Below are 26,689 nucleotides of genomic sequence, written 5' to 3' on the forward strand. Positions count from 1 at the left end.
GCTTCCGCCTAGAATATCTCACACGATCGGCCCCCTGGAGACGGGGAATGCCCCGCAAACCGGTGCAACGTCGCGGCCCGAGACTGCTGACGGTCTTCCTTCTTGCCTGTACGCTCACGGCCCCGTCCCGTTCCGCCGACGATCCCTCCTTTCATTACTGCCCGGTCTGCGGAGCGCAGAACCGCGCCGAAAACCGCTTCTGCATGAAGGACGGCACCCCTCTGCCGGCGATCGACCCCGAGCGCCGGGTGCAGGGCTTCGTCCGCTCGCCGGGAACGATCTCCCCGGACGAGATCCAGCAGGTCATGCGCCGCGTCTCGGAGTCGGTGGTGCGCATCCGGGTACGGACCAAGACGACCTACAAGTACCCGATGACCTATTGGAAGGACGAGGAGGCCGAGTACTACCACCGGGCGATGCTCGGCAAGATCGAGACGTCGGACAGTGACAGCCGCTTCGCCGGCTCCGGCTTCGTCATCAGCCCGGACGGCCAGATCGTGACCAACGCGCATGTCGCCAGCCCCGACGGCATGCAGGCCGACCTCACCGTCGAAACGCAGGACGGCAGGAGTTTCCCCGCGCGCCTGCTCGGCGTGGACGTCCCGAGCGATCTGGCGCTCCTGAAGATCGACACCAACGCGCTGGCGCCCCTCGCGTGGGGCGACTCGGGCGCGATTCGGGTGGGGCAGGAGACCTGGGTGATTGGGAACCCGCTGAACATCGGAATCTCGATCGCCCGCGGCACGATGTCAGGGATCGCCGGGACGCGGGTCGGGATGAATCAGGTCGAGTCGTTCGTGCACTCCGACGCACACTTCACCCACGGCAACAGCGGAGGTCCCCTCGTGGACGTGCAGGGGCAGGTGATCGGGGTGAGCGACATCGTATTCTCCAGCGAGAAGGGACAGGGCTATTCGATCCCGTCCCGGATGGCGCGGCTGGTGGTCGACCGTCTGGCGAAGGACGGACGGTACGAGAGGGGATTCATCGGCGTGCAGGTCCGCTCGGTGGACTCCGACGCCATCAAGAAATTCGCTCTTTCGAGGACCGACGGCTCGGTCGTGGAGTACGTGCTGCCGGACTCGCCGGCCGGCAGGGCCGGTCTCAAGCCGGGGGACGTGCTGTACGGCGTCAACGGCCATCAGGTGGCATCGACCTATCTCCTCCAGGAGGCGGTGTCCAGCGTGGGCGCCGGGGCCGCAGTGAGACTCGCGCTCGACCGGCAGGGCAAGACCCTTGAACTGCCGGTGACGACCACCGGGCGTCCGGCGGCGCCCCGCGTCGATCCGCTCGAGGACATGCAGAACTATCTTCGCCTGCACTTCGAGGAGGACGTGAAACGGAAACAGGTGATGATTCGCGACCCCTACCGTTCGCGCCGCGCGCCCGGTCTTTACGATGGCTTCCGGGTCAAGAGCGTGCTGCCGGCCCAGGACTGGCCCGAGGAGCCGATCACCCTGAGCTACTACAAGACGCACGCGAGGCCGATCCCGATCGACAGCCTCGACGATCTGAGGTCGGCGCTGAAGCGTGCCTACCGCGGCGGAAAAATGGCCGCCACGTTCGAGATCGACAACCCGTCAGCCCCCGTCGCATCGTTGGTGTTCGATGAGCTCTGGCCGATCATCCTCTAGCCGCCCTGCGCCGCGCCGGCGCCCCGGGGCGGCGGTCCTGACCCTGGCCGCCGGTCTCGTCGGGAGCGGCCTGTTCGCCCAGAATGCTCTGCCGCCGCCGCCCGAAAGCCTCGAGGCCACTCCGACGCCGGCGCCGCTCCCGAAGCCGCCCGGTCCGAAGCTCTCGACCTGCCCGCGGTGCGGTTATCTGTGCGATCCTGCCTGGCACTACTGCGTCGCCTGTGGATGGGACATGACAAGGCTCATTGGAGAGGCGGAGGAGAGCCGCCTGCAGGCGATCGCGCGCGCCTCGATGGGCGTCATCGTGGGCGGCCGGCGGAACCGCTTCTCGACCGCGTTCCCTTTTGGAGGCCCGGGACTGTGGCTGACGAACGCGCGCTTTCTGATCGGCGCCGACGAAAGCAAGCTGAGGGTGCGCTCGTACAACAATCGGGAGTATCCCGCCTCGATCGTGGGATACGACCTGCCCTCCGGGGTGGGCGTGCTGAAGGCGGACATTCCAGCCGTGCCTTCGATTCAGGTCGCACAGACGGTTCCGGCTCCGCCCGAGTCCTCGTGGGCGGTCTGCTTCCCGGTGGTTTTCGAGGACGACGTGGTTCGATATCTCCCGGTATCCCTCCACCGCGGCCACCTGACCGCCACCGGCCAGGCCGGCACCTTTCAGGTTTCGTTCGAAAACCTGCTGCGGACCGATCACTCGATCGAGGACGGCTGCTCGGGCGGCCCTCTGGTCGACTCGCGGGGACGAATCGCCGGGATGATCCTGGGGAGTCCGGACGACGGCATCACCTACGCGCTGCCGCTCGACGGTCTGCAGGACATCGTCGCATCCCTCGTCCGGCACGAACAGCCCGTCCGGCCGTTCTTCGGCATCGGTCTTTCTGCTCCCGATGAGCGGCGGCGCGCGAAATTCGGCCTCGACGGCGGCGCGGGCCAGCCGCTGATCTCCTATCTCATTCCGGGTTCGCCCTCGGTCCAGGCCGGGCTCCGTCCGGGGGACCTCCTCCTGCAGGTCGGAGGGGAGAAGATCACGACCATTTGGGAGGCGGGAAAGAGGCTGCTGGCGGCGCCGCCCGGCGGTGCCGGCGTGACGCTGATGGTCGCGCGCGGCAACACCGAGACCCGGGTGACCGTGACGCCGGCGAAGCGGCCGGAGCGCGTGATGCTCGACCCGATCGATGAGCTGCAGGAGACGCTCGAGGTGAATCTCAAGGAGGTCACCACCGGACCGGGCGCGCAGCAGGGACTGGTGGTCACCAACATGGTGCGAGGCGGCCGGGGGGAGAAGGGGCATTACAAGGACGGCGACATCATCACGGCGGTCGACAAGAAATCGGTCAAGACGTTCGCGACGTTCGACGAGACCATCCGGACGAAGTTCAAGGAGATCTTCGCGGACGGACCCGTGAGCGACAAGCGCTTCGCCTCCTCCTACGTCGTGACGCTGGAGGTCCGCAAGGAAGGGGACGAGAAGGTGACGCGGGATTACGTGAACCTGTTTCCCGATTTCCTGGCGCCACCCGTGTACTAGGGGTGCGTCCGCAGGAGACAGTCCAGGATGAGACGACGCGAGGTCCTGACACGCCTCCCGCTCTGGGGGCTGACCGTCGCGGCCCTGATCGCGTGCGGTCCGGCGCTCTGGGGATTCGCGGAGGACGCGACCTGCCCGAAGTGCGGAGCTCCGCTCGAACCGGGCGCCCAGTTCTGCGGACGCTGTGGCTACAGGCTCGAGAAGCCTGCCGTCCCCGCACTCGCCACTCCGGACAGGCGCAGCGCCGTGGTGCAGGTGGTGACGGTCCACGACAGTGAGCTGACCTCGACCTACAACTCGCTCGCCAGCGAGTCGAACGTGCAGGTCGGAGCGATTCTCGGGAGCGCATTCGCCATCGGGCCCGGAGAGTTCGTGACGGACAGCGGCCTGCTGGTCGGCTCGAAGGAGGTATCGTTGCGGACCTCCACGGGTCGGACGGTGATCGCGTCCATCGTCGGCACCGATTCGATGATTGGAGTCGCCCTCCTGCGGGCCGATCTCAAGGACGTGGCGCCGTTGAGCGTCCGCGAAAACGAGCCGCCGCGCACGGGGGAGAGCCTCGACGCCCTCGGGTTCTCGAGCGGCGTGGGCCCCGGCGGCACGGTGGTGGTCTCATCCGGGGTCGTCAGCGGGCTGCACCGCGGCAATGCCGGTTACCACCCGATCGAGGACTATCTCCAGACCGACGCATCGCTGCCGCGCGGGCTTGCCGGAGGGCCGATGATCGACCCCGGCGGCCGGGTCGTCGGGATGAGCACGGGACTCGTGCTGGGCTCGCGCGTCTACCTCGGACAGAGCGGCATCGGCTACGCCGTCCCGGCGGAGTGGATCGACCGGGCGCTCGCCTGGATCCGCTCCGGCGCCCCCCCCCGCGCCTGGCTGGGGGCGTACACCATCGCGGTGGATTCCGAGGCGCGGGAGAGGTACAGGCTGCCGCCCCAGGCGAAGCTCGTCATCGAGCAGATTTTCCCGGGCAGCCCGGCGGCCGCCGCCGGTCTCAAGAGAGGCGATGGTCTGCTGAAAGTTCAGGACGAGGAAGTCTCCACGCTGCCCCGCGTGCAGGAGAGGCTGCTGTCCATGAAGACCGGGGAGCCGGTCGCCCTCGAGATCATGCGGGGAGCGGATGTCCAGCACGTTGCTGTGACGCTGTCGCCGCGGCCGGAGCGCCCACGGCTCGCCGGGATCGATGCGTTGCGTTTTTTCGCCGGCCTCGATCTGATCCCCCAGGGGGACGACAGGCTGGTCGTCGCCTCTGTCGTCCCGGGATCGGAGCTCGTCCATTACAAGATTGCGGCGGGGGACGTCCTGCAGAGCGTCCTGAGCAAGAAGGATTGGTTGCACGGTGCCAAGGACAACTCGCGCTGGCGCTCGGTGCACACGGTGTCCGATCTCGAGACGCGCCTCGAGACGGCGTATTCAGACCTCGACTTTGCCCTGGGGCTGCGATTCAAGTCGAAGGACGGGACGAAGCGCGAGCTTTACCTGTGGGAAATCCTGACCCCTACTGCGGCGCTCTAGTCTCTTCCGATCTCCACCGAAACGAACGGCCCCGACCGATCCATCGGCCGGGGCCGTTCGGAGCGTGCGTTCGATCAGGAATGCGCTCTGGGCCGTGGCACGCGCGCCCGCGGCTTCTTCTTGGCAGCGGCGCCCTGCTTCGTGGTCGTCCCCTCGTGCGTGATCGTGTTGCCGTCCTTGGTCCAGGTGCCGTGGCTGCTCACGGTCCCGCCGTTCGGCCCCGTGGTCGAGCCGTCGCGCGTGACGGTGTTGCCGTCCTTGGTCCAGCCGGCGCTGCTGCTCGCGGTCTTCCCGTTGGGGCCGGTCACGGTGCCCTGGCGCGTGATCGTGTTGCCGTCATTGGTCCAGGTGTTCTGCGTGGTGACCTTCTTGCCCTTCGGGCCGGTGGTGGTGCCGACGCGCGTGACGGTGTTGCCGCTCCGGGTCGTGGTCGACTCGCTGGTCGTGGTCTTGCCGTTGGGGCCGGTCACCGTGCCGTGACGGGTGACTGTGTTGCCGTCCTTGGTCGTCGTGACCTCTTTCTGCGACGTGTCGTCGGCGATGAGACGTGAGCCGCCGGTGAGAAGAGCGATCACGGCGAGAATGCCCAGAGCGCGCGCCCTGTCCATGCTGGAATCCTCCCTGTCCCGTCACCCCGCGGGGAGGCACGGGACTCGAGGTGTCAATATGGCGGCCGCCCCGAAATCCGGCAAGCCCGCGCCGCGCAAGGTGTCGCGGGGATCACGATCGTGTGACGGGAGGAGCAGAGGACGGCGATCGGAGAGGAGCCTGGACGGGGAGGATGACGGATTCGTCCCGTTCAGCCCCGGCGCGGCCGCCCGCTCCGCCGGTCCTTCAGGACGACCCGGGCCGCGTTCCTGCCCGGCGCTCCCATGACCCCTCCTCCCGGGTGCGTCCCGGAGCCGCACATATAAAGGTTATCGATCGGAGTCCGGTAGCGGGCCCAACCGAGGAGCGGGCGCATCGCGAAGAGCTGGTCGAGCGCCATGTCGCCGTGGCAGATGTTTCCGCCGGTCAGGCCGTAGATCTCCTCGAAGTCGAGCGGCGTGAGGACCTGGCGGTGGAGAATGGCCCGGCGCAGGTTCGGGGCGTACGAGGCGAGAGTGTCGACGGCCAGGTCCCCGAGGGCCTCCCTGCGGGACGGCCAGTCCCCCTCGGCCAGGCGGTAGGGGACGAACTTCATCGAGATCGACAGGACGTGGCGGCCTTCAGGCGCGAGCGTCGTGTCGACGGTCGAAGGGAGGACGATGTCCAGGTAGGGCCGGCGCGACGGGTGTCCGGCCCGGTAGTCTTCGAACGCCTCCTCCAGATATCCGGGGCTCTGCCCGCAGACCTGGATGGAGCCGCGCAGATGCGGTCCGTCGCCGGGGAGGGCCGTGAAGTCGGGAGGCTCCGAGAGGGCCAGATTGATCTTGGCCGAGTTGCCGACGCAGCGGACGTTCTCGATGCCGAGCACGAAATCGGGCGGCAGCTGGGAGCGTTCCATCAATCCCAGGAACGTGCGCTTCGGGTCGGCGTTCGAGACGACGCACCGGCCGAGGATCTCCTCGCCTCCCTCGAGGACGATCCCCCGGGCGGCGCCGTCCGCGACCAGGATCCGCTCGACCGGCGCGCCGACCCGGATCTCCGCGCCGTGGGAGCGGGCCGCGGCGGCCAGGGCCTGGGTCACGCCCCCCATCCCCCCGCGCACGAATCCCCACGAGCCCGGTGATCCGTCCGCCTCTCCGAGGTAGTAGTGCAGGAAGACGAAGGCCGTCCCCGGCGCGCTCGGACTGCCGTACGTGCCGATCGTCCCGGTGGCGGCGAAGCCGGCCTTCAGCTCCTTCGACTCGAACCATTCATCCAGGAGCGCCGAGCAGCTCATGGTCATCGTCTTGAGAAGAAGCGTCTGGTCGGCCAGGGTGAGACGTCGAAATCGGTTCCCCAGCCTCAGCAGGCCGAGCAGGTCGACGACGCCGGGGGAGGGCAGGCTTGGAGGAAGCATCGCCAGAGTCGGGCGGACGAAGTCGGCCATGCGGGCGATGGCGGCGTTGAACCGGGGATAGGCCTCTGCGTCCTTCCTGGAGAAGCGCGCGATCCGACGCGCGTCCTCCTCCGGACCGAGCCCGAGCAGGAGCGATCGTCCGTCCGGGAACGGCGTGAACGAGGTGCGGCACGGCAGGATCTCGAGGCCGTGCTCCCGCAGCCGAAGATCCCGGATGATCTCGGGGCGCAGGAGCGACAGGACGTAGGACGTCGTCGAGAACTTGTACCCCGGGAAGATTTCCTCCGTGACGCAGGCGCCGCCGACGATCGGCCGGCGCTCGACGACCAGGGTCTTCATCCCGCCGCGCGCCAGGTACGCCGCCGCCACGAGGCCGTTGTGTCCGGCCCCCAGCACGATGACGTCGAACGGCCCGCTCACCATCCCCACCCGAGGATGAACTTCACGGTCCAGTCGTCCGACCCCGCGGTGAGACCCCGGCCGATTCCGAAATCGACGTCCAGCTTCGGGCCGGAATAGTCGCCGACGAGGAACACCTCCTGGAAGCGCCGTCCGCCGGATTCGAAATCGTCGATGGGACCGAAGTCGGCGTAGTGCTCGATCCCGGCGGCCCAGGTGGAGGAGAACAGGTACGCCAGGCGCGCCGCGGGCGCGAAATCGACGGTATGCCGCGGTCCGCTCAGAACGACGTCCACGATCGGATTGAGGATGAATTCGAGCGGGGCGCGGCGCCAGCCGATGATCGGACGGATCTCCGAGTTCCAATGGCTTTTTTCGAACAGGCGCGGCTGATAGCCCAGCTCGAAGTTGACGCCGTAGAAGAAGCGCCGGTCGTGGGCGTGTGGCGAGGCGACGAGCGTGCGCAGCTTGGCCCCGCCCGCGGCGAAATCACCGCCACGCGTCACCGCATAAGGGAGGTACAGACCCACCTCCCAGAAATCGGTCAGGCCGAGCGCGAACTCCGGCGTGCCGTTCCAGGCTCCGTCCGGAACCAGGCCGCCGGGATGCTCGGGGGCGGCGCGGCCGCGGGGAACGTAGTTGCCGTGCAGCTGCAGGCTGAACCGTCCCGGAGGATTGATCTCGGCGTTGTAGACCTGGATCTCGTCGCCCGCGCGCGCGGTATCGGCGCCCAGGAGAAGACAGAGAACGGCCCCGACCAGCCCTCCGCCCCCGGGTCTCGCCACGCGCGACGTCCGCACGCGCGCACCATAGCAGAAATGTCCTTCGCGCAGGGCCGTCAGCGCCTGCGGGTGTACCGTCCGTCGAACACCACCGTCCAGCTCGTGCCGCCGTCCGACGACTGCTCCCAGACCTGGCGGACGTCGCCGCCCACGAGCGGCTCCCAGGTGATTCGATCGTGGGTCGTGGCGCCGCGGGCCGGGCGCGTCACGCCTTCGAGGACCATCCTGCCGTCGCGGAAGGATCCCTCGAGCAGCAGGACGGAGCCGCTGCTGTCGATCCAGGTCTGGTGCCAGAGACCGCGGGTGGCGTCGTAGGTGTTGAGGCTCGTGCCGGTGGTGCCGCCCGCCCCCGTCCAGTTTTCCTGGAGTCCGCAGCCGCCCAGAATCCCGGTGATGCGATTGGTTCCAGCCCGCTTGCCGTCCGGCGTCCGCACGTCCCACTCGCCGATCCAGAAATCGAACTGGCGGTGCTGCGGCGCGCCGCAGGGAGGAGGGGGGTCCGCGGCAAGGGCCGGGGGCAGGAAGGCCAGCAGGAACGGTACGATCAACAGATGAACGGTGCGCATGGTGCGTTCCGCACTCTACGACAGCACGCGTCCGCGCCGGCCCGGACTCAGGATGTTCCCGCGGCTCGAGTGCAGCAGGAGATGACGCCGCCGCACTCCGGCGCGCGGACTCAGCCGCCCGGGCCGGGAATGACGCCGAGGTAATGGATGAGCCAGGGCGCGAAGCCCTGGCGCTCGTAAAACCGCCGGGCGCTCTCGTTGGTCGCCACGACTCCGATGTCCAGCACCGCGACCTTCAGCCTGCGAAGTTCGTCGTACACGGCCGACATCAACCGCCTCCCCACACCGCGGTGTCTCAATTCGGGCAGAACGGACAGGCTCTCGAGGACACCGAAGCGGCCGCGGGTGTCCCAGCTCTCGTCCGCCTCGTGCAGGTGGGTCAAGGCGTATCCGACGGGCCGTCCCCGCTGCTCCGCGATCAGGAGGAAAGCGTCCTGTTCGGCGAGCCACGCGGCGTAGAGGCGGCGACGGCCATCCCAGGCCTCCTCCTGCGATCGGATCGGGATTCCCGGCAGCCCGGGATCGACCTCCAGGTGCCGGGAGTGCAGGACCTTCCAGAGCGGCTCGAGGTGTTGAATGCGCTCGGCGCCGGCTTTCACGATGAGGATGTCCTCCGCCATGTCACGCTCCTTCCCCGTGCGCCGGAAATCGTATCCCAGGGAGCGGCGGGCTGCGCTATACTGCATGCACCCCCTGGAGATTGCGCGGGATGAAACGTCGCTGGAACGCTCTCCTGTGGGCGGGCTTCCTGGTCGTTCTTGCCGCCCCCGTCACCTACCTGACCGTCTTCGTCCGGTTCCCGGTCACGCGGGACCTCCCCTGGGCGACCCTGTTGATCTTCGGCGCGGGCCTCCTCCTCATGGTCTTCGGGTTGAGGCGGGCCTTCCGGGAGCCGCAGATCTATCGAGGGAAGATCTCGGGCTCGATCGTCCTGACGGCCGGGGTCGCTCTGTTCGGGCTGTTCCTTGTTTCGATTTTCTACACACTGCGACAGCTTCCGCCGTCGAACGGCGCGCCGCGAGTCGGCCAGAAGGCCCCGGATTTCACGCTGCCGGACACGGACGGGAACCCGGTCAGCCTCTCGAAGCTCTTCGAGGCGGAGGCGGGGGGTGGGGCGGGGGCACGGGCCGCGCTCCTGATCTTCTACCGCGGATACTGGTGACCGCTCTGCAACTCCGAGTTACGGGGTTTCCAGGACCGGCTCGTCGATTTCGACGCCCGACGCGTGCGTCTTGTGGCCATCAGCGTCGATCCACCCGAGCGGAACCGCGAGCTTTGCGGCAAGCAGGGCTACACGTTCACCTTCCTTTCCGACGTCTCCTCGGATGCCATTCGTCTCTACGACCTCGTCCACGAGAAGGCCGGGCCGGGCGGAACGGACATCTCCCGTCCCGCCGAATTCCTGATCGATTCCCAGGGAACCGTGCGCTGGGCCAACCTGACCGATTCGATCGCGGTGCGCGCCCGGCCGGAGCAGGTGCTGAAGATCGTGGACGATCTCAAGCTCGGAGGTCCATCATGAACTCGTTCCGGCTCTTCCGCCCCGGTCTCGCGGCGTTCGTCTTCCTGGCGTCGAGCCTGCCCGCAGCAGCCGCCAGCAGGACGATCGAAGGAGTGCCCCGGTTCGGGCATGTCTTCCTGATCGTCGGCGAAAACACCACCTACGATCACCTGACGCCGACCAACGCCCCCTACCTCATGGGGTCGATCCGACCGCGGTCCGCCTGGCTCACGGAGTACTACGCGGCAACGCACTGGTCGCAGGCGAACTACGTCGCCCTGGTGTCGGGGCAGTTCACGCGCTGCGAGCAGCAGGATTACGGCGCCGCATGCCACCAGGACGTGGACAACCTGTTCCACCAGCTCGATCTCAGCCGCCTCACCTGGACGACCTGGCTCGAGGGGGGAAGCGCCCGATGCGACACCGGCATGGGGGGGACCTGCGAGTCGAGCACGCCCTGTCCGCTGACCGGCTTCTACACCACGGGCAACCCCGCCATCCTGTTCGACGACATCGAGGGAGCTTACGGCGTGTGGTCGGCGACCGACCTTTCGCAGGAATGTCTGCAGAACGACATCCCGGCGGGCGACCGGACCGACCCGATGGGTTTCTTCAACGCGGCTCTGGCCACAGGCCGCGTCGCGAATTTCAACCTCATCCTGCCGAACGGCTGTGAAGACGGCGAGGGGAATTGCGCACCGATCAACAACCGCTACACCCAGTTCGACGCGTTCCTGGCGCGGGAGGTCCCGCTGATCGAAGCCTCGCCCGCGTTCGGCCCGGACGGCGTGATCATCATCGTCTACGACGAGGACGAGAGAGCCGGCGGCCTGGCCAAGAAGAACGGGCTCGCCCAGGGGGGACACGTCGCGTGCGCGATCCTGAGCGCGCTCGCGGTCCCCGGATCCTACGACGGAGCCTTCTATCATTACAGCGTGCTGCGCATGCTCGAGGATGGATTCGATCTGCCCGGCTATCTGGGCGACGCCGGAGCCGTGACGCCGGTCAACACCATCTGGACCGGCGGCTCCTGAGAAGCCGCGCCGGTGCGCGGGCGCCACGTTGACGATCGACCCGGTCGCCTGTAGGATCGTCCGGCATCGAGACCCAGGACAACAGAGGAGAGCCAACGTGAAGAAGACAGTCCGCTTTTTGATCGGTGTGGCGGTGGTCGCGGGGATGGTGGCGGGGGGGTGCTACGCGGCCGGTGACAAGGCCAAGACAGCCGCCAAGGAGCAGGACAAGAAGGCGGTCGCCGTCATCCAGTCGAAAAGCGACAGCCACGTGACCGGCGAGGCGACCTTCCGCGAAGAGGGCGGCAAGGTCAATCTCGAGGTCATGATCGTGGGGGCCGAGCCGGGGCCGCACGCGGTCCACCTGCACGAGAAGGGGGACTGCACCGCGCCGGACGGCGCATCCGCGGGCGGGCACTGGAACCCGACGCACGAGAACCACGGCAAGTGGGGGACCGCGCCGTTCCATCACGGCGACATCGGCGTCATCGACGTCGGCGCCGACGGCAAGGGGACCCTCACGCTGACGACGGACCTCTGGACGATCGGCGGCGCGCCGGAGACCGACGTGGTCGGCAAGGCGGTCATCGTCCACGCCAAGGCGGACGACTTCACGACCCAGCCGACCGGCAATGCCGGCGGGCGTATCGCCTGCGGTGTCGTGGAGCTGGCCAAGAAATAGCCCCCGGCCCGGGCGCCATCGCCCGCCCTGATTCAATCCCCCTTCCCACGCACTCCTCGGCGCGGGGCGCCGGCAGGATCGCTGTTTGCCGTGGCGATCCCTGTCACGCCACGACGGGGCCGCGCCTATCCCTCTCGAGGTCCGACGCTTCGAGGGGAGGAGGTGATTGAGATGAGACAGCTCCTGAATCGCGTGCTGCCGGCCGTCCTACTGGCGGCGATCCCCATGGCCGCCTGGGCGGCCGACAAGGTCGTCACGGCAGCCAGTCACTGTTGCTGCCCGATCTGCTGCCCCTGAAACGGAACCGACCGAAGACCGGATGGACCGCGCAACGCTTTCCGAGTTGCAGACGCAGATGGAACGGCTCGCCGACGGCGACCGCTCCGCGTTCCATCCGGTCTTCGCGGTCCTCTGGCCCCTCTTGCGCCGCTTCGCGGCCCGGCACCTTGGGCCCGAGGAGGCGGAGGACGCGGCCCAGGAGGCCCTCGTGAAGATCTTCTTCAGGGCGGGCGAGTTCGATCCGTCGCGCAACGCTCTCGCCTGGGCCCTCGGAATCACCGCGTTCGAGATCAAGACTTTGCGCAGGCGCCGGCTGCGCCGCAGGGAGGACGCCGTCCGGGAAGGGTCATTCGGGAGGCTGCGGGACGGGGCGCAGACCCCGGAGATGGAGGCCATGACCAATGACACGGAGAGGATGCTGCAGGAAGCGCTGGGCGCGCTGCGACCGGAAGACGCCGAGACGCTGCGCCTGTACGCGCGCGGCGAGCGTCCCTCCCTCGCGGCCGCGACCTTCAGGAAGAGGGTCGAGCGCGCGCTGACGCGGTTGCGCTCCGTCTGGAGGACGACCGATGGCCGACCCTGACCGCCTCCTGCTGGAACGGGCGCGGCGCGCCTACGAGATGGGGCGTCTCGGGGCCGCCCTGCGCTGGAGCCTCCTCCTGCTGCCGGCCGTCGGGATCGCGCTCGTCTGCTGCCACAACCCCGGCCCTACCCTCATCTCCGGCGCGGGTCTCGTCCTCCTTGTCGCATTCTGCCAGTGGCGCGGCCAGGGCTACCGCCGCGGTGTCGGGCCGGGTCTCGTCGCCGGCTTCGTTCCTCTCCTGCTGCCGATCCTGGCGCAGGCGACCGGACATGTCTGCGCCTCGGGCGGCTGTCTTCTCTTCCCGACGGTGTGTGGTGTGGGTGGTCTTCTCGGGGGCATCACCCTCGGGGTGTTGGCGCCCCGCCCGCGTGACGGCCGCGCGATCCCGTTCGTCACCGCCTGCCTGATCGCCGGCGTCGCCGGCTCGGTCGGCTGCCTGCTGTACGGTCTCGTGGGGCTCGGTGTGATGATCGCCGGGCTCCTGGCGGGGGCCACCCCGGTCCTCGCCGCCCGACGAGCATGACTGGAGGGCGTCAGCGCCCCCGCTTCCTCCGGACGGGACCTTGTCCAGGAGCCCCTGGAGCGTGGCGATGCTCTTCGCGAACCCGGCGGACACCGCCTCCTTGGCCCGCTCGAGACCGGTGACATCAGATTTACTGGAGTGCCCGTCGGTCCCGGTGTCGACTTCGGACTCCATTTCCGGTGCCGTCCGCCAGAGCCGGAAGAGCGGCGAAACCGAGTGCTATCGCCGCCTCCGAACACAACTCTTATAAGACGGAATTTTGCCCACGGCAAACCGGGAATCGGCCCGGCCGTTCCTCCCCCGGGGGTGTGCTACGCTTCGCGGTCATGGACCCGGGTGCGATCGGAGGGAAGCGCATAGTCAGCGCCCGCACGGAGCGCTTCACGGAGTCGGTGATCCGCGAGATGACCCGGCAGGCGATGCTCCATGACGCCGTCAACCTGGCGCAGGGGTTCCCCGACTTCGCGGCCCCGGAGGAGATCAAGCGCGCCGCGCAGCAGGCGATCGCGGCGGACATCAACCAGTACGCGATCACCTGGGGCGCGCAGAACCTCCGGGAGGCGATCGCGCGCAACGTCAAGGTGTCGCAGGGGCTCGAGATCGACCCCGAGTCCGAGATCACCGTCTGCTGCGGCTCGACCGAGGCGATGATCGCGGCGCTCCTGGCGGTGACGGACGCCGGAGACGAGATCGTCATCTTCGAGCCCTTCTACGAGAATTACGGACCCGACGCGATCCTGTCGGGCGCGCGTCCCCGGTTCGTGAGGCTGCGCCCGCCGGAGGACCCCGACGGGGAGTGGACCTTCGACGAGCGCGAGCTGCGCCGGGCGTTCGGAGCGCGCACCAAGGCGATCGTCCTCAACACGCCGAACAACCCCACCGGCAAGGTGTTCACGCGCGCCGAGCTGGAGCTCATCCGCGACCTCTGCCACGAGCACAAAGCGCTCGCCATCACCGACGAGATCTACGAGCACATCCTCTACGACGGCGTCACGCACCTTTCCATGGCGCGGATCGAGGGGATGCGCGATCGCACCATCACCATCAACGGGATGTCGAAGACCTACAGCGTCACGGGCTGGCGGGTGGGCTGGGCCATCGCCCCCGCCCCGATCAGCGGCGCCATCCGCAAGGTGCACGACTTCCTCACCGTGGGGGCGCCGGCGCCGCTGCAGGAGGCGGGGGCCGCAGCCCTCGACCTGCCACGGACCTATTATGCCGGTCTCGCCGAGGGGTACCGCGCCCGCCGGGACCGGCTGCTGCCCGCCCTGCGGCAGGCCGGTTTCAAGGCCTACGTCCCCCGGGGCGCGTACTACGTCATGACCGACATCCGCGGGTTCGGCTTCGCGGACGACATCTCGTTCGCGTCGCACCTGGTGCGCGATATCGGCGTCGCCGTCGTCCCGGGGTCCAGCTTCTACAGCGATCCCGGCGATGGACGCGACCAGGTCCGGTTTGCGTTCTGCAAGCGCGACAGGACTCTGGACGACGCCGCCGCCCGGCTGCTGCGGCTTCGCGCCCCCTCCCCTCCGCACCGCGCATGAGCCGTCTGGCGCGACGGCTGCGCACGGTCGACTACTTCACGCTCGGGTTCGGCACCATGGTGGGGGTCGGCTGGCTCGTCCTGATGGACGACTGGCTGCAGCGGGGCGGGCCGGCGGGGGTCGTGCTCGGGTTCGCGATCGGCGGCCTGGCGCTCGTTCCGATCGGCCTGGTCTACGGGCGTCTGGTCGCTGCGATCCCCGACGCCGGCAGCGAGATCGCCTACACCGCCAGGGTCTTCAGGCCGGGGATGAGCTTCGCCACCGGTTGGATGATGATGCTCGCCTACCTCATCGTCTGTCCGTGGGAAGCGGTCGCGATCGGCCGGCTCGCGGCCTACCTCATGCCGGGCCTCGATACGTTCGAGCTCTACCGCGTGGCGGGGAACCCGGTGTTCCTGCCGCGCCTGGCGCTGGGTCTTCTGCTCACGGTGCTGATCACTCTCGTCAACTACCGCGGCATCCGTCCGAGCGCAACGTTCCAGATGTGGATGACGTTCATCCTGCTCGCCCTGTTCGTCGTCTTCGCGGCCGCCTCGGCGGGCCGGGGGTCGCTCGGGAATCTCAAGCCCCCCTTCAGCCACGGCCCCGTCCTTTCGGTGCTTCTGGTCCTGCAGATCGTCCCGTACTTCATGACCGGCTTCGAGTCGGTCCCGAAGTGCGCCGAAGAGGCGGCGCCCGGGTTCAGCAGCCGGGGGTTCCAGCGGGCCATCCTGCTGGCGCTCGTCGTCGGGATCCTCTTCTACACGACCGTCGCCGCCCTGGTCTCCTACCTGCGCCCCTGGCAGGGGCTGGCGAAGGAGAGGTTCGCCACGGCGGTGGCCTTCGAGCAGGCGTTCGGCAGCCGATTCGTGGTCCGCCTGCTGTTCCTGGCGGCGCTCGCTTCGCTCCTGAAGATCTTCAATGGGAACCTCGTCGCCGCCAGCCGCCTGCTGTTCGCTCTTGGACGTGCGGGGCTCCTCCACGCCGGCTTCGGGCGCGTGCACGAGAGGAACCTCACGCCTTCGGTCGCCGTGCTGGCGCTGGGCGGTGTCACGGCCGTGGCCGCCTGCCTTGGGGATGCCATCCTCGTCCCGATCACGGAAGTCGGCTCGATGGCCTCGGCGCTTGGCTGGCTGGCGGCCTGCGCGGCCTTCTTCTGTCTGCGGCCGAAGGCCCGCGACCGGGCGCTCGCCGTCACCGGAATGATCGTCGCGGCCACGCTCGTCCTGATGAAGGTCCTGCCCTTCGTACCGGGCCACTTCACCGTTTACGAGTGGATCGTCCTTCTGGTCTGGGGGGGCATCGGGCTGGCGGCGCGTCGATCGGGGGTCACTTCATTTTCGGACAGTCCGCGTCTTCACCCGCGGTCCACTGCCTGAGGGTGCGTGTCAGGTCCTTGTAGCCCATCGTCGGACGGTACAGCGCGACCTCCGTCCGCCCCTTGCCCGTCGACCGGACGTCGGCGGCCATGATGTAGAGACCCCCGGGCGGGATCGTCGGTCCGATGCCGCGCGGCCGGTGCACGACCTGCAGCGAGAACTCGGCCTTGTCCGCCCCGACCTTCCTCAAGGTCGGGTTGTAGTCGGACGAGCTGACCTCCATACTGGTTCCCCACGAATCCCGAACGCTTCACCTCCACGTCCAGGCACTTCATGACTCGCTTCTGGAGGATCGCGTAGACCTCGCCGAGGCTCCGCTCGACGACGAACGTTTCCATCTTCACCGAGCGCGCCCCCCCGGCCACGGCCTCCACGAACTCCCGGCGCGTCTGGGGAATCTGGATCGCGGGGACCGGCACGGCCAGGGCGATCAGGACGACGAGGATGAACAGCCGGACCAGGGTCTTCACGGGGGCTCAATATTGCGCCCGGCCGGACCGGTTTCAAGCCCGCCCCTCGTCCCCCCATTCCCCCGGCTGTAAGGCTCGCCCCATGCGGCTTTCGTAGCAGGTGAAAATCCGACGCGCCTGGTTGCGATACGCGGAACCGCCTTATCACATGAAACGGATCTTCATTGACATCCCCGCACAGCGGGCGCAAATGTCGCGGCAAGCACCCGAGGGAACTGTAAGCGTACTCGACACGCGAGCGGCGGCAAGTAATCCGCCGCCGGCGTTCTCTGTTCGGATCGGGCCGGCGACGGGTTCAGTTCACCGTGAAGGAACAGATGGCCAGGACGGTCATGTGCCGATCGCCCATCTGGTAGACCTTGATCTGCTTCGTCCCGATCGACAGGAACGTCGCACGATCGACACAGGAGAACGTGCCGTCGCCGAGGACCTGCGCGAACACGATTCCACCCTCGCCGACGAAAACGTCCAGGGTTATGCCGGGTTTGAAGCCCTGCCCCGCGACCGTGAACTGCGAGCCGTTCGCGACAGGGTCCGGAGTCACCCAGCACGTCTCGGATCCGGTACGGCGAGTGGGTCCTCCTCCCTTGTCCTCTTTCGGGGTGGCGGCCAGCGGCGCAATCAGCAGCGCGCCCATCACGAGCGTGGCGAAGAAGCGCCACAGAAACCTCGTGCTCTTCGCGTTTTGCATTTGCTCACCCTCCTCCTTCGTTTCACGACGATTCCCGTCGAGGGCGAAGGCCTCGCCGGGAGATACGATGGAGGACTGCAAGTCCCGCGCCATCAGGAGGCGAGTGGGCCCTGCCCGCTAAGTGGCAGCGAGACAGTTTCTTAGGGAATCACGTCCACGGGTTGGGAAGAGCGCTTGTTGGCTGTAAGCGTAATCGGTTGCTTCGATCTTATGCGTAGTGAAGCCTGAAGTGGACAGCAATGCGGCGGCCGGCCTCTTCAATATGGAGAACTCAGGGGCGGAACTCCCAAGTAAGGCCGAACACGGGTAGCCGTCGCATCCAGAATCCGTCCTGGCGCTCGACCCGCAATGTCCCATCCGGCAGAGGCAGGTAGCGGATTTCCCGGGCACAGCAGACATTGTCCCGGCCGTACAAGTTCGTGACACCGAGGAAGGCGCGCAGAGTGCCGCGGTCGAACTCGAATCGACGGCTGAGCTTCAGATCGAGACGGTGGTAAGGAGGGAAGCGCAGACCGTTCCGCGGTCCGAGGATGGGGATCGTGGTGAGCGAGCCGTCTGCGTTCTGAACGGTCTCCGTCTCGATTCCGGTCGTGGGCCAGCCGCTGTGATACTGCCCGGCCAGCGTCAGGTCCCAGGCGCCGCCGCGACGGTAGTGCACGATGAAATTGAGCGTATGCCGCTGGTCATGGTCCCGCGGCACCATCCGGCCTCCGATCTGGTCGTCCGCCCTGGCCAGCGCGTAGGCGGCCCACCAGGCCAGCGCCCGCCCGCCATCCCTCGCGAGCGTGAGCTCGATTCCCTTCGCGCTGGCGCGCTCGGGATCGACACGCGTGCGGTCGGGCTCGACCTCCGGGAAGATGAGCATCGGGTTGAACAGGTTCACGTAGCGGGGGTGCAGGCGGGTCATCTCCTTGTCGTAGACGCCGACCCCCAGACTGAGCCCTGAGGCGAAAAGGTGATCGAAGTTGAGCGTCCGGTGCTCGGCGCGCTCCGCGGCGTAAGGCTCGCGGACCCCGTCCTCCACCTGGATTTCCTCCGTTCCCTGGGGCTGGTAGAACAGGCCCCATCCGAGGCGAAGCGCGCTGCGCGGCCCCAGCGCCCAGACCGTGTTGATGCGCGGGCTGACCTCGTCCTCCGCCGTGAAGGTCTGCCGGTCCCAGCGGGCGCCGAGCTCCAGAGTGAGAGAAGGGGACAGCCGGAATCGATCGCTCACGAACGCCCCGAGCTCGGTACCCAGGGGAGCAAGCGACGCGCTTCGATCCGTCGAGACGGGGAGACCGCCCGTGAACAGCGGATCGACGGCCACGACATGACTGGCGTAGTCGTAACCCGCTTTGACCCGCCGGGCTTCGAAGCCCCAGCCCAGCAACGTGGTTCCCGACGGGCGGTAGAGCCAGTCCTGCCGGAATCCCTCGGACGCGCTGGAACGCTCGTCGCTGACCAGGCCGTTCCCCGTGTCCGGGTCCGCGAAACCGCCATGTCGGATGCGCTCCGAGCGACCCGTCGACAGGACCGTCCTGGAGAAAAGGCGGTCGCTCCACGGCGTCTCGAAGTTCAACCAGGCATACTGGCTGCCGTCCTCCGCCGTCACGCGTCCCTGATCGGGTGCGGCATCCGCATGGACGGCGTCCTGTGCCGCGAGGACGTGCCCGGAGAGGATCGTCCCTCCCGCGAGGGTCGTCTCGACTTTCGCGAGCAGGTCGTAGTACAGGGGGTTGAGTCCCTCTCCGCCGGGATCGACGGTGTCCACCATGGCGTCGGGCCGCCAGGCGCGCGTCGAGAGGAGCCAGCCTCCGCTGCGTTCGCGGAAGCCCCCTTCCGAGAGAACACCCGAATCGACGGAGCTCGTGGTGATCGAGACGCGAGGGGTGCCTGCGGGATGCCTGGAGGACTGGTCGACGATGGCGCTCATCCGGCCACCGTATTCGGCTGGGAAGGCGCCGCTCAAGAATTCGACGCCGCCCAGCGCCTCCGCGTCGACGACGCTGGAGAAATTGAGGAAGTCCTTGAGGTGAAAAGGATCCCGGAGGACCAGACCATCCAGGACGAACAGCGTCTCGTCGGCCTCGCCCCCTCTCACGCCGAACGCCGCCGATTTGTCGGCCGCCGCAACTCCCGGCAGAAGAGCAACGGCCCGGCTCGGGTCGTCACCGAACTGCGTCGTCGCGCTCAGCGCACCGGGACCGAGGGTCGTTATCGCACCGGGCTGATCGGACGTCGCCCGCGGAGCGCTGGTGCTGACTTCGACTTCCTCCCTGAAGGCCGGCAGGCCGGCCGCTCCAGAGTCCTGGCCGCGGACGACGAGCACGGTGTCTCCGGGGCCGTCCTGCGATCGCAGGCCAAACGGGGCGAGGAGCCGATCGAGAACGAGGCGTGGAGGCGCGGCGTCCGGCTCGTCGGCGACGATCAGGCCGGGCCGGACCAGGTCGCTGCTGTAGATCAGTCTGAGACCCTGCGACCTCAGATCTTCCAGGGCCTCCGCGAGCGGACGCCCGGCGTACCGCCGGGAGTCGTCCGCGTCGACCCGCGCGGCGCTGCCGACCCCCACGAGCGCCGCCAGAAGGACCGGCGCCAGGTGCCGCTGCCAATTCGAGGCAAGCCTCACCGCCGAATTCTACGGCGAACGGTCCTCGGGTCAAGCAGTCAATCGAGACTCCGCATCACCGCTCGATCACCAGCGTGTCGCCGGTGAGTCGATGACGGAGCCCGCAGGGCGGCAGGACGGCCGCCGGGGTCTCATCCGGGCGAAGACCCTGAATCGAACCGTGCAGAATCTCCCGGACAGCCGTCTGCTCCAACGAGCGCTCGGTGAACTGCACGCGCCAACCGGTCTCATTCGAGACCCAGTCGAGGTACTCGCCCAACGTGCGCCCCTCGAGGTCGAACGGCGGAGCGATGGCCAGAACCCAGGCCCAGTCGGGATCTCCGGCCGCCAGCGGCTCCGTCTCGGTGGATCCCTCCGTCCTGACGCGCAGGCGCGTGCCGGCAAGGATCTCGAACGGCCTACCCCGGTGCGTGAGATGCGCGGCCCCCTGGCGCACGCTGACCTGAAGCGTGTCGTCCCCGACGCGGACCTCGAACTGCGTGCCGATGTCGCGGACCGTCCCCATCTCCGTAACGACGGCGAGGGGACTCCGTCGCGCGGACCGGGTGCCGCTGTCGATGTAGACGGCGCCGCGGTTCAGGTTCAGGACCGTTCCCGGCTCGAGGCGGACCTGCGTGTCCCAGTCCAGCCGCACCGACTCTCCGCCGGCGAGCGAGAGGGCGATGCGCCCGTCGGCTCCGGTCGTGAGCTCGATTCCCGAGGCGAGGCTGTCGCCGACCCGGAGCGGCCCGCCCCCCTCCCGGCGGACCGAGCCCTCCGCCCGCCGCACGGTCGCGATCGGCGCGGTCGTCCCCGGGGAATGTGCCTTGGGGAACCACCCTCCCGGCCTGATCGCGACGACGATCGCCGCCGCGGCGGCGAGCGAGCAGCCGGCCCAGAGCACGATCCGTCGGTGTCTGAGGACCTGATATTGGGCCCGCCAGTGCGCATGGACCGCCGCCCGGACGCGCGCCGACGTCACCTGTGGGACCGCCGGGCGGGCCCCGGCCTCACGAAGCAGCCCGGCGATCGGATCGTCATCGCCGCAGGGCTCCTGGTCGGGCGATCTCGGCGGACCCTCGGTGTCGTGGCTCATCTGTCCTGCTCCCGGGCGGGAACGAAGGCCAGGCGGAACGCCTGCCGGGCGCGCGTCAGCAACGACTCCGCCGCCTTCGTGCCGACTTTCAGGCGGGCGGCGATTTCGCCTACGGACAGCCCCTGGATGTACTTCCACTCCAAGGCATTTCCATATCGTGCCGGAAGGACGTCGAGGGTCTCCTGCACCAGGCGGGCTTCGTCCCGACGCTGTGCTTCGGCGTCGGGCGCGTTGACGGGTCGCTCGGCGAGACGCACCAGCCCCGGTCCCGTGTCCGGCGCGTCCTCGATCAAGCCCATGGGCTGTGGCGCTCTCCCGCTACGGCGGTAATGACCGCTGATCTCGTGCCGGCAGAAGGTGCAGATCCAGGTGAACAACGCCGCCTCTCCGCGCCATGATTTCAATGCGGAAATCGCTTTGCACAGCGCCGCCTGGACCACCTCTTCGGCGACGTCCGCGTTCTGTCCCACGCGAGGCAGGGCGAAGCGGTACAGCCTGGTGAAGTGACCCTCGAAGAATTCCTCGAAGGCCTGTTCCTCACCGGCGAGCATGCGCTTGACCAGATTTCGGTCGTCGTGCTCCGGCTCAGGCACCGCCCCTCGCTTGCCGCTCATCCGTCAGAGCGAACGAACGGGACAAATCCTTCTCCAAGGCCTCCATTGTCCGCCGCTTTCCTATTGGCGGGAAGAGTGGTACCGTCCCGGCGGAACCGTCGTCCAATCCACCGCGACGCGGTTCTCGAGGGCTGACGCGTGGACAACGGTCAGGGCCGGGCCGCATCCGGGTTCGCGCTCCGGCGCTTCCTGAGGATTGCGGCGAGGTGCGCCGTTGCCCTGGCGTCGTTCGGCTGTCCGCTCGCCGCCGGCCCGGCCGGCGGCCGGCCCAACGTCATCCTCATCTACATCGATGACCTCGGCTGGAAGGACGCGGGGTTCCAGGGCAGCACGTACTACGAGACGCCCAGCCTCGACCGGCTGGCCCGGCAGGGGATGGTCTTCACCAACGCCTACGCCAACGCCCCGAACTGCGCGCCGAGCCGCGCCTGTCTCCTTTCCGGGCAGTATCCGCCGAGGCACGGAATCTACACGGTCGGCAGCTCGGAGCGCGGACCGGTCCAGCTCCGGAAATGGATCCCGGTCGCCAACCAGACGGTCCTCAAGCCGCAGGCGGTGACTATTGCCGAGGCTCTCAAGCCGGCCGGTTACACGAGCGCCTGCATCGGCAAGTGGCACCTCGGAAACTATCCGCGCTTCGGCCCGAGCGCCCAGGGATTCGACGTGAGCGTCGGCGGAGGGGCCGAAGGGCACGCCAAGAGTCACTTCAGCCCCTACGGGATCGTAGAGCTGCAGGACGGCCCGCAGGGAGAGTACCTGACCGATCGCCTGACCAGCGAGGCGATCCGGTTCATCTCGGGCGCCAAGAACCGCCCGTTCTTCCTCTACCTGCCGCATTACGCCGTACACACGCCGATCCAGGCCAAAAAAGAGCTGATCGAGAAGTATAGAAAGAAGAAGGGGAGCCAGGGGCAGGAGACCCCGGAATACGCCGCGATGATCGAGAGCACCGATCAGGGAGTCGGCCGGATCATGGAGACGCTCGGGAAGCTCGGCCTCGCGAGCACGACCGTGGTGTTCTTCCTGTCGGACAATGGGGGGTTCGCGCAGGTCACTTCGATGGGGCCTCTGCGGGGATCGAAGGGGATGATTTACGAGGGGGGGATTCGCGTTCCGATGCTCGTGAGCTGGCCCGGCCAGGTCAGGGCGGGGAGCGTCGCGGACATCCCGGTGAGCGGCGTCGACCTGTATCCGACGATCCTGGAGATCGCCGGGGTGCGGAGGCCCCCGGGATACGTCCTGGACGGCGAGAGTCTCGTGCCTGTCCTGAAGGGGAGCGGCCTCCTGCCGGCGCGCGCCCTCTTCTGGCACTTCCCGGTCTACCTCGAGCCCGATTCGGGGAGGAGGGGTCCCTGGAAGACGACTCCCTGTTCGGCCGTCCGCCAGGGGGACTGGAAGCTGATCGAGTTCTTCGAGGACGGACATCTCGAGCTCTACAACCTCAAGAACGACATCGGCGAGAAGATGAACCTGGCGCCGATGAATCCGGACAAGGCTGAGGAGCTGCACCGGGTGCTCCTCGATTGGCGCGCCTCGATCCGGGCGCCGGTCCCGACGGTCAGGAACCCCAAGTACGACCCCAACGCCCCGGTTGTGATGGACGGCGAGGGGCAGGCGACCGACTGATCGACATTACCACTCGAATCCGAGCCCGAACCGGACGTTCGTGGAGAAGTTTTCGGTCGCAGGCTGGCCCAGGTTGGGGCCGACAAGTGTCTCGACCTCCGTGGGCCGTGTCTGATTGTTCAGATTGAAGGCATCCGCGAACAGTCGCAGTCGCCCCCCTTTTGCGGAGTCGTGGTACCACTCGATACGCAGATCGAGCTCGTTGCGAGCCGGAAGGCGCCGGCTCCCCCTCGGCTCCGCGAGATACTGGAACGGACCCTGCGGAAACGAGTGGCAACCCAAGATGCCGTCACCGATCACGCCGTTTCCGTCATCGGTCAGGAGACAGTCCGTTCGAGGAGTCCAGGTGTCGCCGGAGTGGAACGTGTAATTCCCGGAGACTGACAGGTGACGCGATGGAAGGATCCAGGTGGCCTGCAGCTTGATCTGATGCGTCTGATCGTGGGTGAGGCGACCCCGCGCATTCACCAAGGAGTTTGGGGTTTGCAGGACCTGGCCGAGCAGGTCGGGATTATTGGTGTCTGGAATGCTCGTGTCGAAACCCAGCAGGTTGTCGACGTTACCGCGCGCCTGGGAATAGACATACGAGGCGACAAGCTGCCAGTTCCCGCTCATTCGGCGCGTCAGGGAGAAGATCGCTCCTCTGTAAGTGCGGTTCAGTCCGCGCGGGTTGTCGTAGACGAGCACGTCGGTGGTCGGATTCAGGTAGTCGAACAGGGTGACCTGCTGGCCGGTCCCCGGCACCTGCCCCGGAACGGGCACGAACTGCCCATTCCGGCTCACAATCTCTATGAAATCGGCGCTCCGTCTGAACACCAGCGTGCCGCTCACGACGGTCCCGTGGAAGACCTCCCGATCGAAGCCGAGGATGTACTGATCGAGGTAGGGCTGCCGGATGCCCGGAGCTCCGGAGACGCTCCGGCCGGGCAGGGTCGCAACGGTATCGGTGAAGCCGCTCGTGTTGAAGGTCCTCTGCTTGGTGAGGGGAAAGAATGCCCCCTGATCGATGAACTGGTAAAAGGTCGAATAGAGCGCCTCGTAATAGCGCCCGTAGTGCGCCCTGAGAACGGATTTCGCGTCGCCTTTCAGATCCCACGCGAAACCGATCCGCGGCGCCAGCCCGGTGGTCCTGAATACCGTGGCCCCCGAGACGCTCCCTCTGTTCAAATCCACACGCACCCCGGGATTCAGCGTGAACCGGGGCGTGATCCGCCACGCGTCCTGGGCGTACAGGGAGATCCGCTCGTTCTTCGGCCGGACCTCGTAGCCGCCGCCCAGGAAGGCCAGCGTGAAGGAGTCCGGATTCCCCGTGCTCGGGTCCACCTGGGGGCCCTCATTGTCCGAGAAGAACGCGTCGCCCGGGAAGCCGGCGCGGCTGTGCAGCAGGGAACGTTCGATCTCCGTTCCGAACTTGGCATCGTGGTTCCCCGCGGCATGCGTGAGGGACGCGTTGAGCTGATTGCGGGTCCGGTCCAACTTCTGGAAGAGCGCGGCGTTGTTCGAGGCGAAGCCGGTCTGCGCGTCGATCCGTCCGGGAATGGAAAACCCGTTGTGGGGATCGAAATGGTGATAGCCGGTATATCCGGCCCAGGTCACGTTCAGGATCGAGCGGGCGGAGAGAATGGATCTCCAGGCCAGGTTCCAGACGAGCTCGGGGTTGTTCTCGTTGGCCGTGGCTTCAAGCGGCGTGAACTCGTCGCCGTTGCGCCCGATGACCCGCGGATGGTCTTCTTCGAGCCAGCCCTGCACGGTATTGGCGGGGCTCGCCTGCCAGGTGAGCTTCGCGAACAGTCTCGGGTCGGTCTCCGTCTGGTCCGGGCCGCCCTCGTTCGAGATATCGCTGACATACTGCCCGGAGGCGAAGTACCACAGCCGGTCCTTGCGAAACGGTCCTCCGACCTGGAGGCTTCCCTCCCTGTGGTTTTGCAGACCGCTGAGCGCCTCGTTGGTGTAATAGAGCTCGGCCGAGCCGGAGACATCGTTCCCGCCCGAGCGCGTGACGCTGTTGAAGACAGCCCCCGTGAATCCTCCGTACTCCGCGGGCGCGCCCAGGCCGGCGATCTGGACCTCGTCGATGAGGCTGTAGTTGAAGAGCGACCAGGGTGCTCCCCCTTCGGGATCGGAGATGTCCACGCCATCGACTTCGTAGGAGTTTCCCGCCTCCTCTCCGCCACCATAGGCCGACTCGATGTTGATGCCGGGGGCGAGGTCCAGAACGTGCGACGTGTCCCTGTCGGTCGGGATGTTTCTCAGGATCTCCGGCGGAAGCACCGTGCTCGTCGAGGAGCTCGTGGTATCGATGGGGACCGGAGACGCGAGGACCCGCACGACTTCCACGCCCGCGTAGGGGACCATCCCGATCGGGATTTCGGCGTTCATGCCCACGGAAAGACGCGTCTTCTCGATCACGACCGTCTTGTACCCCTGAAGGTCGACGGTGATGGTGTACTCACCGGGTGGCAGATCCGAAAACCTGAAGCGTCCGTCCTTGCCCGTGGTGACGCTTCGGGGGCCACCGATGAGGGCGTGACTCTCGATCCGGACTGTCGCTCCGGCAAGGGGAGCCCTGTTAGCGTCCGTGACAGTGCCGGCAAGCCCGCACGTGGTCCGGTCTTGTCCGAACTCAGCCGATACGGCGAGGCCCGCCATGCACACGACGATTCCAGCGTGGATCAGCGTCCTGATGCCAGTGCTGGACACAGGGCGACTCAAGGCTTCTGGCCCGGAGTGAGCCCGTATTTCACCAGGACGAGTGTGCCGTCCTGGACGAGCCCGACCCCCCGAGCGAAGATCTTGTACTCCTTCGCGTCGGGCTCGAGGGGAGTGGTCTCCTCGGTTTTCACACATCCGTCGAAGCCCCCGGCCGGAGACTTCAAGGATTCGCTGTCGCTCACGATCTCCACGCGGTCCATGGCGACGCCGGGAGCGATTTCCTGATAGAACCGTGCGCCGAGGAGCGGTCTCGCGGGCATGAAGAGGCCGGCTTTGGCTCCTCCCGTGTTCGCGGTCCAGGCGCCCTCATGGTTGGCGACCTTGCCGTCCTTGTACATGTCCACCGCCTCACCGAAGTAGAAGACATCGTTCCCGGGGCCGCAAACAGCGAAGAGGTTTCGCGAGACCTCTTCCAGAGCCCCGTTGTGGGTCTCCTTCTCTTCGACGACCCGGGTCTCGATGCCGGCGATCGTCTGCGTCTCGGCAAGGACGGTGATCTCAAGGTGCACCGAATCCTTGTCTTCATGCCCCTCGAAAACCTGCCGGTAGCCTGGCTCCAGGATGAAGAAATCGTTCTTCCCGGTCGACGACCATGCGCAGGTCGACGTGTCGAACCGGTCCGTCCAGCGTTTTGCATCCTTCGTACCGGCTCCAGGAGCAGCTGGAACAAGAATCACCGCGCAGAGAGCCAGGACGGACAGGATCGCGAAAGTCGAAGCGGGCTTCATGATCGCTCTCCTTATGTGGTCACTCAGTGGCGGGTCGGTCGCACCAGTCGTGCGGGTCCCGCCGATGGCGACCGCGCCGGGTCACTCGTCATCCGGCTGTGAGAGGGGTTTTGTCGGCAAGATCCTTCGCCACATTTTCTTCTTTCGTCGTCCCGGCACGAGTCGAGGACCGGATTCTCAGGACCGTCCCGACTTGCTGCACTGTCGCCGCAGTTCATGAGCCAGATGACCTTCGGACGAGGCCCCGGGAGGGTATACACTCAGCACGGTC

At 67.4% G+C, this 26,689-nt stretch carries 24 protein-coding genes and 1 pseudogene; 13 read left to right on the top strand and 12 right to left on the bottom strand.

Annotation, left to right across the window (positions count from 1 at the left end; genetic code table 11):
* The first annotated feature begins 47 nt into the window (after positions 1-47).
* From VEW47_10890 to VEW47_10900, 3 genes are read left to right on the top strand one after another with little or no spacing between them, the layout of a single operon-like run.
* Positions 48-1,634: a trypsin-like peptidase domain-containing protein gene (locus VEW47_10890; protein HYS05685.1), complete on the top strand. Its 1,587-nt coding sequence runs from the start codon at positions 48-50 to the stop codon at positions 1,632-1,634.
* The gene (locus tag VEW47_10895) at positions 1,609-3,165 is read left to right on the top strand and encodes a trypsin-like peptidase domain-containing protein (GenBank protein HYS05686.1); all 1,557 of its coding nucleotides are present in this window, start codon (positions 1,609-1,611) and stop codon (positions 3,163-3,165) included. The genes VEW47_10890 and VEW47_10895 overlap by 26 nt, the downstream gene beginning before the upstream one ends.
* A gap of 27 nt (positions 3,166-3,192) precedes the next feature.
* Positions 3,193-4,683 (top strand): trypsin-like peptidase domain-containing protein, encoded by a 1,491-nt coding sequence (locus VEW47_10900; protein ID HYS05687.1) that lies wholly within the window; start codon positions 3,193-3,195, stop codon positions 4,681-4,683.
* 74 nt (positions 4,684-4,757) lie between these two features.
* Here the strand turns inward: VEW47_10900 and VEW47_10905 are convergent, their stop codons facing one another.
* The 5 genes from VEW47_10905 to VEW47_10925 form a co-directional block, all read right to left on the bottom strand.
* Positions 4,758-5,291, bottom strand: a complete 534-nt coding sequence (locus VEW47_10905) for a hypothetical protein (protein HYS05688.1) — start codon at positions 5,289-5,291, stop codon at positions 4,758-4,760.
* A 191-nt stretch (positions 5,292-5,482) separates the two neighbouring features.
* Positions 5,483-7,090, bottom strand: coding sequence for an NAD(P)/FAD-dependent oxidoreductase (locus VEW47_10910; protein HYS05689.1), 1,608 nt, complete (start codon positions 7,088-7,090; stop codon positions 5,483-5,485).
* A complete protein-coding gene (locus VEW47_10915) occupies positions 7,084-7,851 on the bottom strand; it encodes a hypothetical protein (GenBank protein ID HYS05690.1) in 768 nt (255 codons plus the stop codon). The genes VEW47_10910 and VEW47_10915 overlap by 7 nt, the downstream gene beginning before the upstream one ends.
* Before the next feature lie 53 nt (positions 7,852-7,904).
* Positions 7,905-8,414, bottom strand: coding sequence for a hypothetical protein (locus tag VEW47_10920; GenBank protein HYS05691.1), 510 nt, complete (start codon positions 8,412-8,414; stop codon positions 7,905-7,907).
* A 110-nt stretch (positions 8,415-8,524) separates the two neighbouring features.
* Positions 8,525-9,100, bottom strand: coding sequence for a GNAT family N-acetyltransferase (locus VEW47_10925; protein ID HYS05692.1), 576 nt, complete (start codon positions 9,098-9,100; stop codon positions 8,525-8,527).
* Positions 9,101-9,123: 23 nt separating this feature from the next.
* On the opposite strand from VEW47_10925, the gene VEW47_10930 reads away from it, so the two are divergent.
* The 9 genes and pseudogenes from VEW47_10930 to VEW47_10970 all read left to right on the top strand — a co-directional run bounded on the left by VEW47_10930 (position 9,124) and on the right by VEW47_10970 (position 15,897).
* Complete coding sequence (locus VEW47_10930; protein ID HYS05693.1) at positions 9,124-9,576, top strand: hypothetical protein; 453 nt, start codon at positions 9,124-9,126, stop codon at positions 9,574-9,576.
* A 12-nt stretch (positions 9,577-9,588) separates the two neighbouring features.
* A pseudogene (locus tag VEW47_10935) lies at positions 9,589-9,936 on the top strand (redoxin domain-containing protein).
* Positions 9,933-10,949: an alkaline phosphatase family protein gene (locus tag VEW47_10940; GenBank protein ID HYS05694.1), complete on the top strand. Its 1,017-nt coding sequence runs from the start codon at positions 9,933-9,935 to the stop codon at positions 10,947-10,949. Before VEW47_10935 ends, VEW47_10940 begins: the two are co-directional and overlap by 4 nt.
* A gap of 97 nt (positions 10,950-11,046) precedes the next feature.
* A complete protein-coding gene (locus tag VEW47_10945) occupies positions 11,047-11,610 on the top strand; it encodes a superoxide dismutase family protein (GenBank protein HYS05695.1) in 564 nt (187 codons plus the stop codon).
* Positions 11,611-11,781: 171 nt separating this feature from the next.
* Entirely contained in the window at positions 11,782-11,907 is a 126-nt protein-coding gene (locus VEW47_10950; protein ID HYS05696.1) for a hypothetical protein, read from the top strand.
* Between the two features lie 22 nt (positions 11,908-11,929).
* Complete coding sequence (locus VEW47_10955) at positions 11,930-12,472, top strand: sigma-70 family RNA polymerase sigma factor (GenBank protein HYS05697.1); 543 nt, start codon at positions 11,930-11,932, stop codon at positions 12,470-12,472.
* Positions 12,459-12,995, top strand: a complete 537-nt coding sequence (locus tag VEW47_10960; GenBank protein HYS05698.1) for a hypothetical protein — start codon at positions 12,459-12,461, stop codon at positions 12,993-12,995. Before VEW47_10955 ends, VEW47_10960 begins: the two co-directional genes overlap by 14 nt.
* 326 nt (positions 12,996-13,321) lie before the next feature.
* Positions 13,322-14,539, top strand: coding sequence for an aminotransferase class I/II-fold pyridoxal phosphate-dependent enzyme (locus tag VEW47_10965; protein HYS05699.1), 1,218 nt, complete (start codon positions 13,322-13,324; stop codon positions 14,537-14,539).
* Entirely contained in the window at positions 14,536-15,897 is a 1,362-nt protein-coding gene (locus VEW47_10970) for an APC family permease (protein ID HYS05700.1), read from the top strand. Before VEW47_10965 ends, VEW47_10970 begins: the two co-directional genes overlap by 4 nt.
* Here the strand turns inward: VEW47_10970 and VEW47_10975 are convergent.
* The 5 genes from VEW47_10975 to VEW47_10995 form a co-directional block, all read right to left on the bottom strand.
* The gene (locus VEW47_10975) at positions 15,848-16,120 is read right to left on the bottom strand and encodes a hypothetical protein (protein HYS05701.1); all 273 of its coding nucleotides are present in this window, start codon (positions 16,118-16,120) and stop codon (positions 15,848-15,850) included. The genes VEW47_10970 and VEW47_10975 overlap by 50 nt on opposite strands.
* A 542-nt stretch (positions 16,121-16,662) precedes the next feature.
* The gene (locus tag VEW47_10980; protein ID HYS05702.1) at positions 16,663-17,058 is read right to left on the bottom strand and encodes a hypothetical protein; all 396 of its coding nucleotides are present in this window, start codon (positions 17,056-17,058) and stop codon (positions 16,663-16,665) included.
* A gap of 271 nt (positions 17,059-17,329) precedes the next feature.
* Positions 17,330-19,663, bottom strand: coding sequence for a TonB-dependent receptor (locus tag VEW47_10985; GenBank protein ID HYS05703.1), 2,334 nt, complete (start codon positions 19,661-19,663; stop codon positions 17,330-17,332).
* A gap of 55 nt (positions 19,664-19,718) precedes the next feature.
* On the bottom strand, positions 19,719-20,738 hold the full coding sequence (locus VEW47_10990) for a FecR family protein (GenBank protein ID HYS05704.1): 1,020 nt from the start codon (positions 20,736-20,738) through the stop codon (positions 19,719-19,721).
* Positions 20,735-21,331 (bottom strand): sigma-70 family RNA polymerase sigma factor, encoded by a 597-nt coding sequence (locus tag VEW47_10995; protein HYS05705.1) that lies wholly within the window; start codon positions 21,329-21,331, stop codon positions 20,735-20,737. Before VEW47_10995 ends, VEW47_10990 begins: the two co-directional genes overlap by 4 nt.
* A 159-nt stretch (positions 21,332-21,490) precedes the next feature.
* On the opposite strand from VEW47_10995, the gene VEW47_11000 reads away from it, so the two are divergent.
* Positions 21,491-22,978 (top strand): sulfatase, encoded by a 1,488-nt coding sequence (locus tag VEW47_11000; GenBank protein ID HYS05706.1) that lies wholly within the window; start codon positions 21,491-21,493, stop codon positions 22,976-22,978.
* A gap of 6 nt (positions 22,979-22,984) precedes the next feature.
* On the opposite strand, the gene VEW47_11005 is transcribed toward VEW47_11000, so the two are convergent.
* Both VEW47_11005 and VEW47_11010 read right to left on the bottom strand, forming a co-directional pair.
* The gene (locus VEW47_11005) at positions 22,985-25,678 is read right to left on the bottom strand and encodes a TonB-dependent receptor (protein HYS05707.1); all 2,694 of its coding nucleotides are present in this window, start codon (positions 25,676-25,678) and stop codon (positions 22,985-22,987) included.
* An 8-nt stretch (positions 25,679-25,686) separates the two neighbouring features.
* Complete coding sequence (locus VEW47_11010; GenBank protein HYS05708.1) at positions 25,687-26,418, bottom strand: hypothetical protein; 732 nt, start codon at positions 26,416-26,418, stop codon at positions 25,687-25,689.
* Between the last annotated feature and the right edge of the window lie 271 nt (positions 26,419-26,689).

This window comes from Candidatus Dormiibacterota bacterium (assembly GCA_035635555.1).
Classification (GTDB): domain Bacteria; phylum Acidobacteriota; class Polarisedimenticolia; order Gp22-AA2; family Gp22-AA2; genus Gp22-AA3.

Coding starts and splice junctions, on each gene's coding strand:
- VEW47_10975 (HYS05701.1), bottom strand. CDS start 16,120: ATGGAGGTCAGCTCGTCCGACTACAACCCGACCTTGAGGAAGGTCGGG.
- VEW47_10955 (HYS05697.1), top strand. CDS start 11,930: ATGGACCGCGCAACGCTTTCCGAGTTGCAGACGCAGATGGAACGGCTC.
- VEW47_10900 (HYS05687.1), top strand. CDS start 3,193: ATGAGACGACGCGAGGTCCTGACACGCCTCCCGCTCTGGGGGCTGACC.
- VEW47_10990 (HYS05704.1), bottom strand. CDS start 20,738: ATGAGCCACGACACCGAGGGTCCGCCGAGATCGCCCGACCAGGAGCCC.
- VEW47_10925 (HYS05692.1), bottom strand. CDS start 9,100: ATGCAGTATAGCGCAGCCCGCCGCTCCCTGGGATACGATTTCCGGCGC.
- VEW47_10960 (HYS05698.1), top strand. CDS start 12,459: ATGGCCGACCCTGACCGCCTCCTGCTGGAACGGGCGCGGCGCGCCTAC.
- VEW47_10910 (HYS05689.1), bottom strand. CDS start 7,090: ATGGTGAGCGGGCCGTTCGACGTCATCGTGCTGGGGGCCGGACACAAC.
- VEW47_10895 (HYS05686.1), top strand. CDS start 1,609: ATGAGCTCTGGCCGATCATCCTCTAGCCGCCCTGCGCCGCGCCGGCGC.
- VEW47_10965 (HYS05699.1), top strand. CDS start 13,322: ATGGACCCGGGTGCGATCGGAGGGAAGCGCATAGTCAGCGCCCGCACG.
- VEW47_10950 (HYS05696.1), top strand. CDS start 11,782: ATGAGACAGCTCCTGAATCGCGTGCTGCCGGCCGTCCTACTGGCGGCG.
- VEW47_10980 (HYS05702.1), bottom strand. CDS start 17,058: ATGCAAAACGCGAAGAGCACGAGGTTTCTGTGGCGCTTCTTCGCCACG.
- VEW47_10930 (HYS05693.1), top strand. CDS start 9,124: ATGAAACGTCGCTGGAACGCTCTCCTGTGGGCGGGCTTCCTGGTCGTT.
- VEW47_10920 (HYS05691.1), bottom strand. CDS start 8,414: ATGCGCACCGTTCATCTGTTGATCGTACCGTTCCTGCTGGCCTTCCTG.
- VEW47_10905 (HYS05688.1), bottom strand. CDS start 5,291: ATGGACAGGGCGCGCGCTCTGGGCATTCTCGCCGTGATCGCTCTTCTC.
- VEW47_10890 (HYS05685.1), top strand. CDS start 48: ATGCCCCGCAAACCGGTGCAACGTCGCGGCCCGAGACTGCTGACGGTC.
- VEW47_11010 (HYS05708.1), bottom strand. CDS start 26,418: ATGAAGCCCGCTTCGACTTTCGCGATCCTGTCCGTCCTGGCTCTCTGC.
- VEW47_10940 (HYS05694.1), top strand. CDS start 9,933: ATGAACTCGTTCCGGCTCTTCCGCCCCGGTCTCGCGGCGTTCGTCTTC.
- VEW47_10970 (HYS05700.1), top strand. CDS start 14,536: ATGAGCCGTCTGGCGCGACGGCTGCGCACGGTCGACTACTTCACGCTC.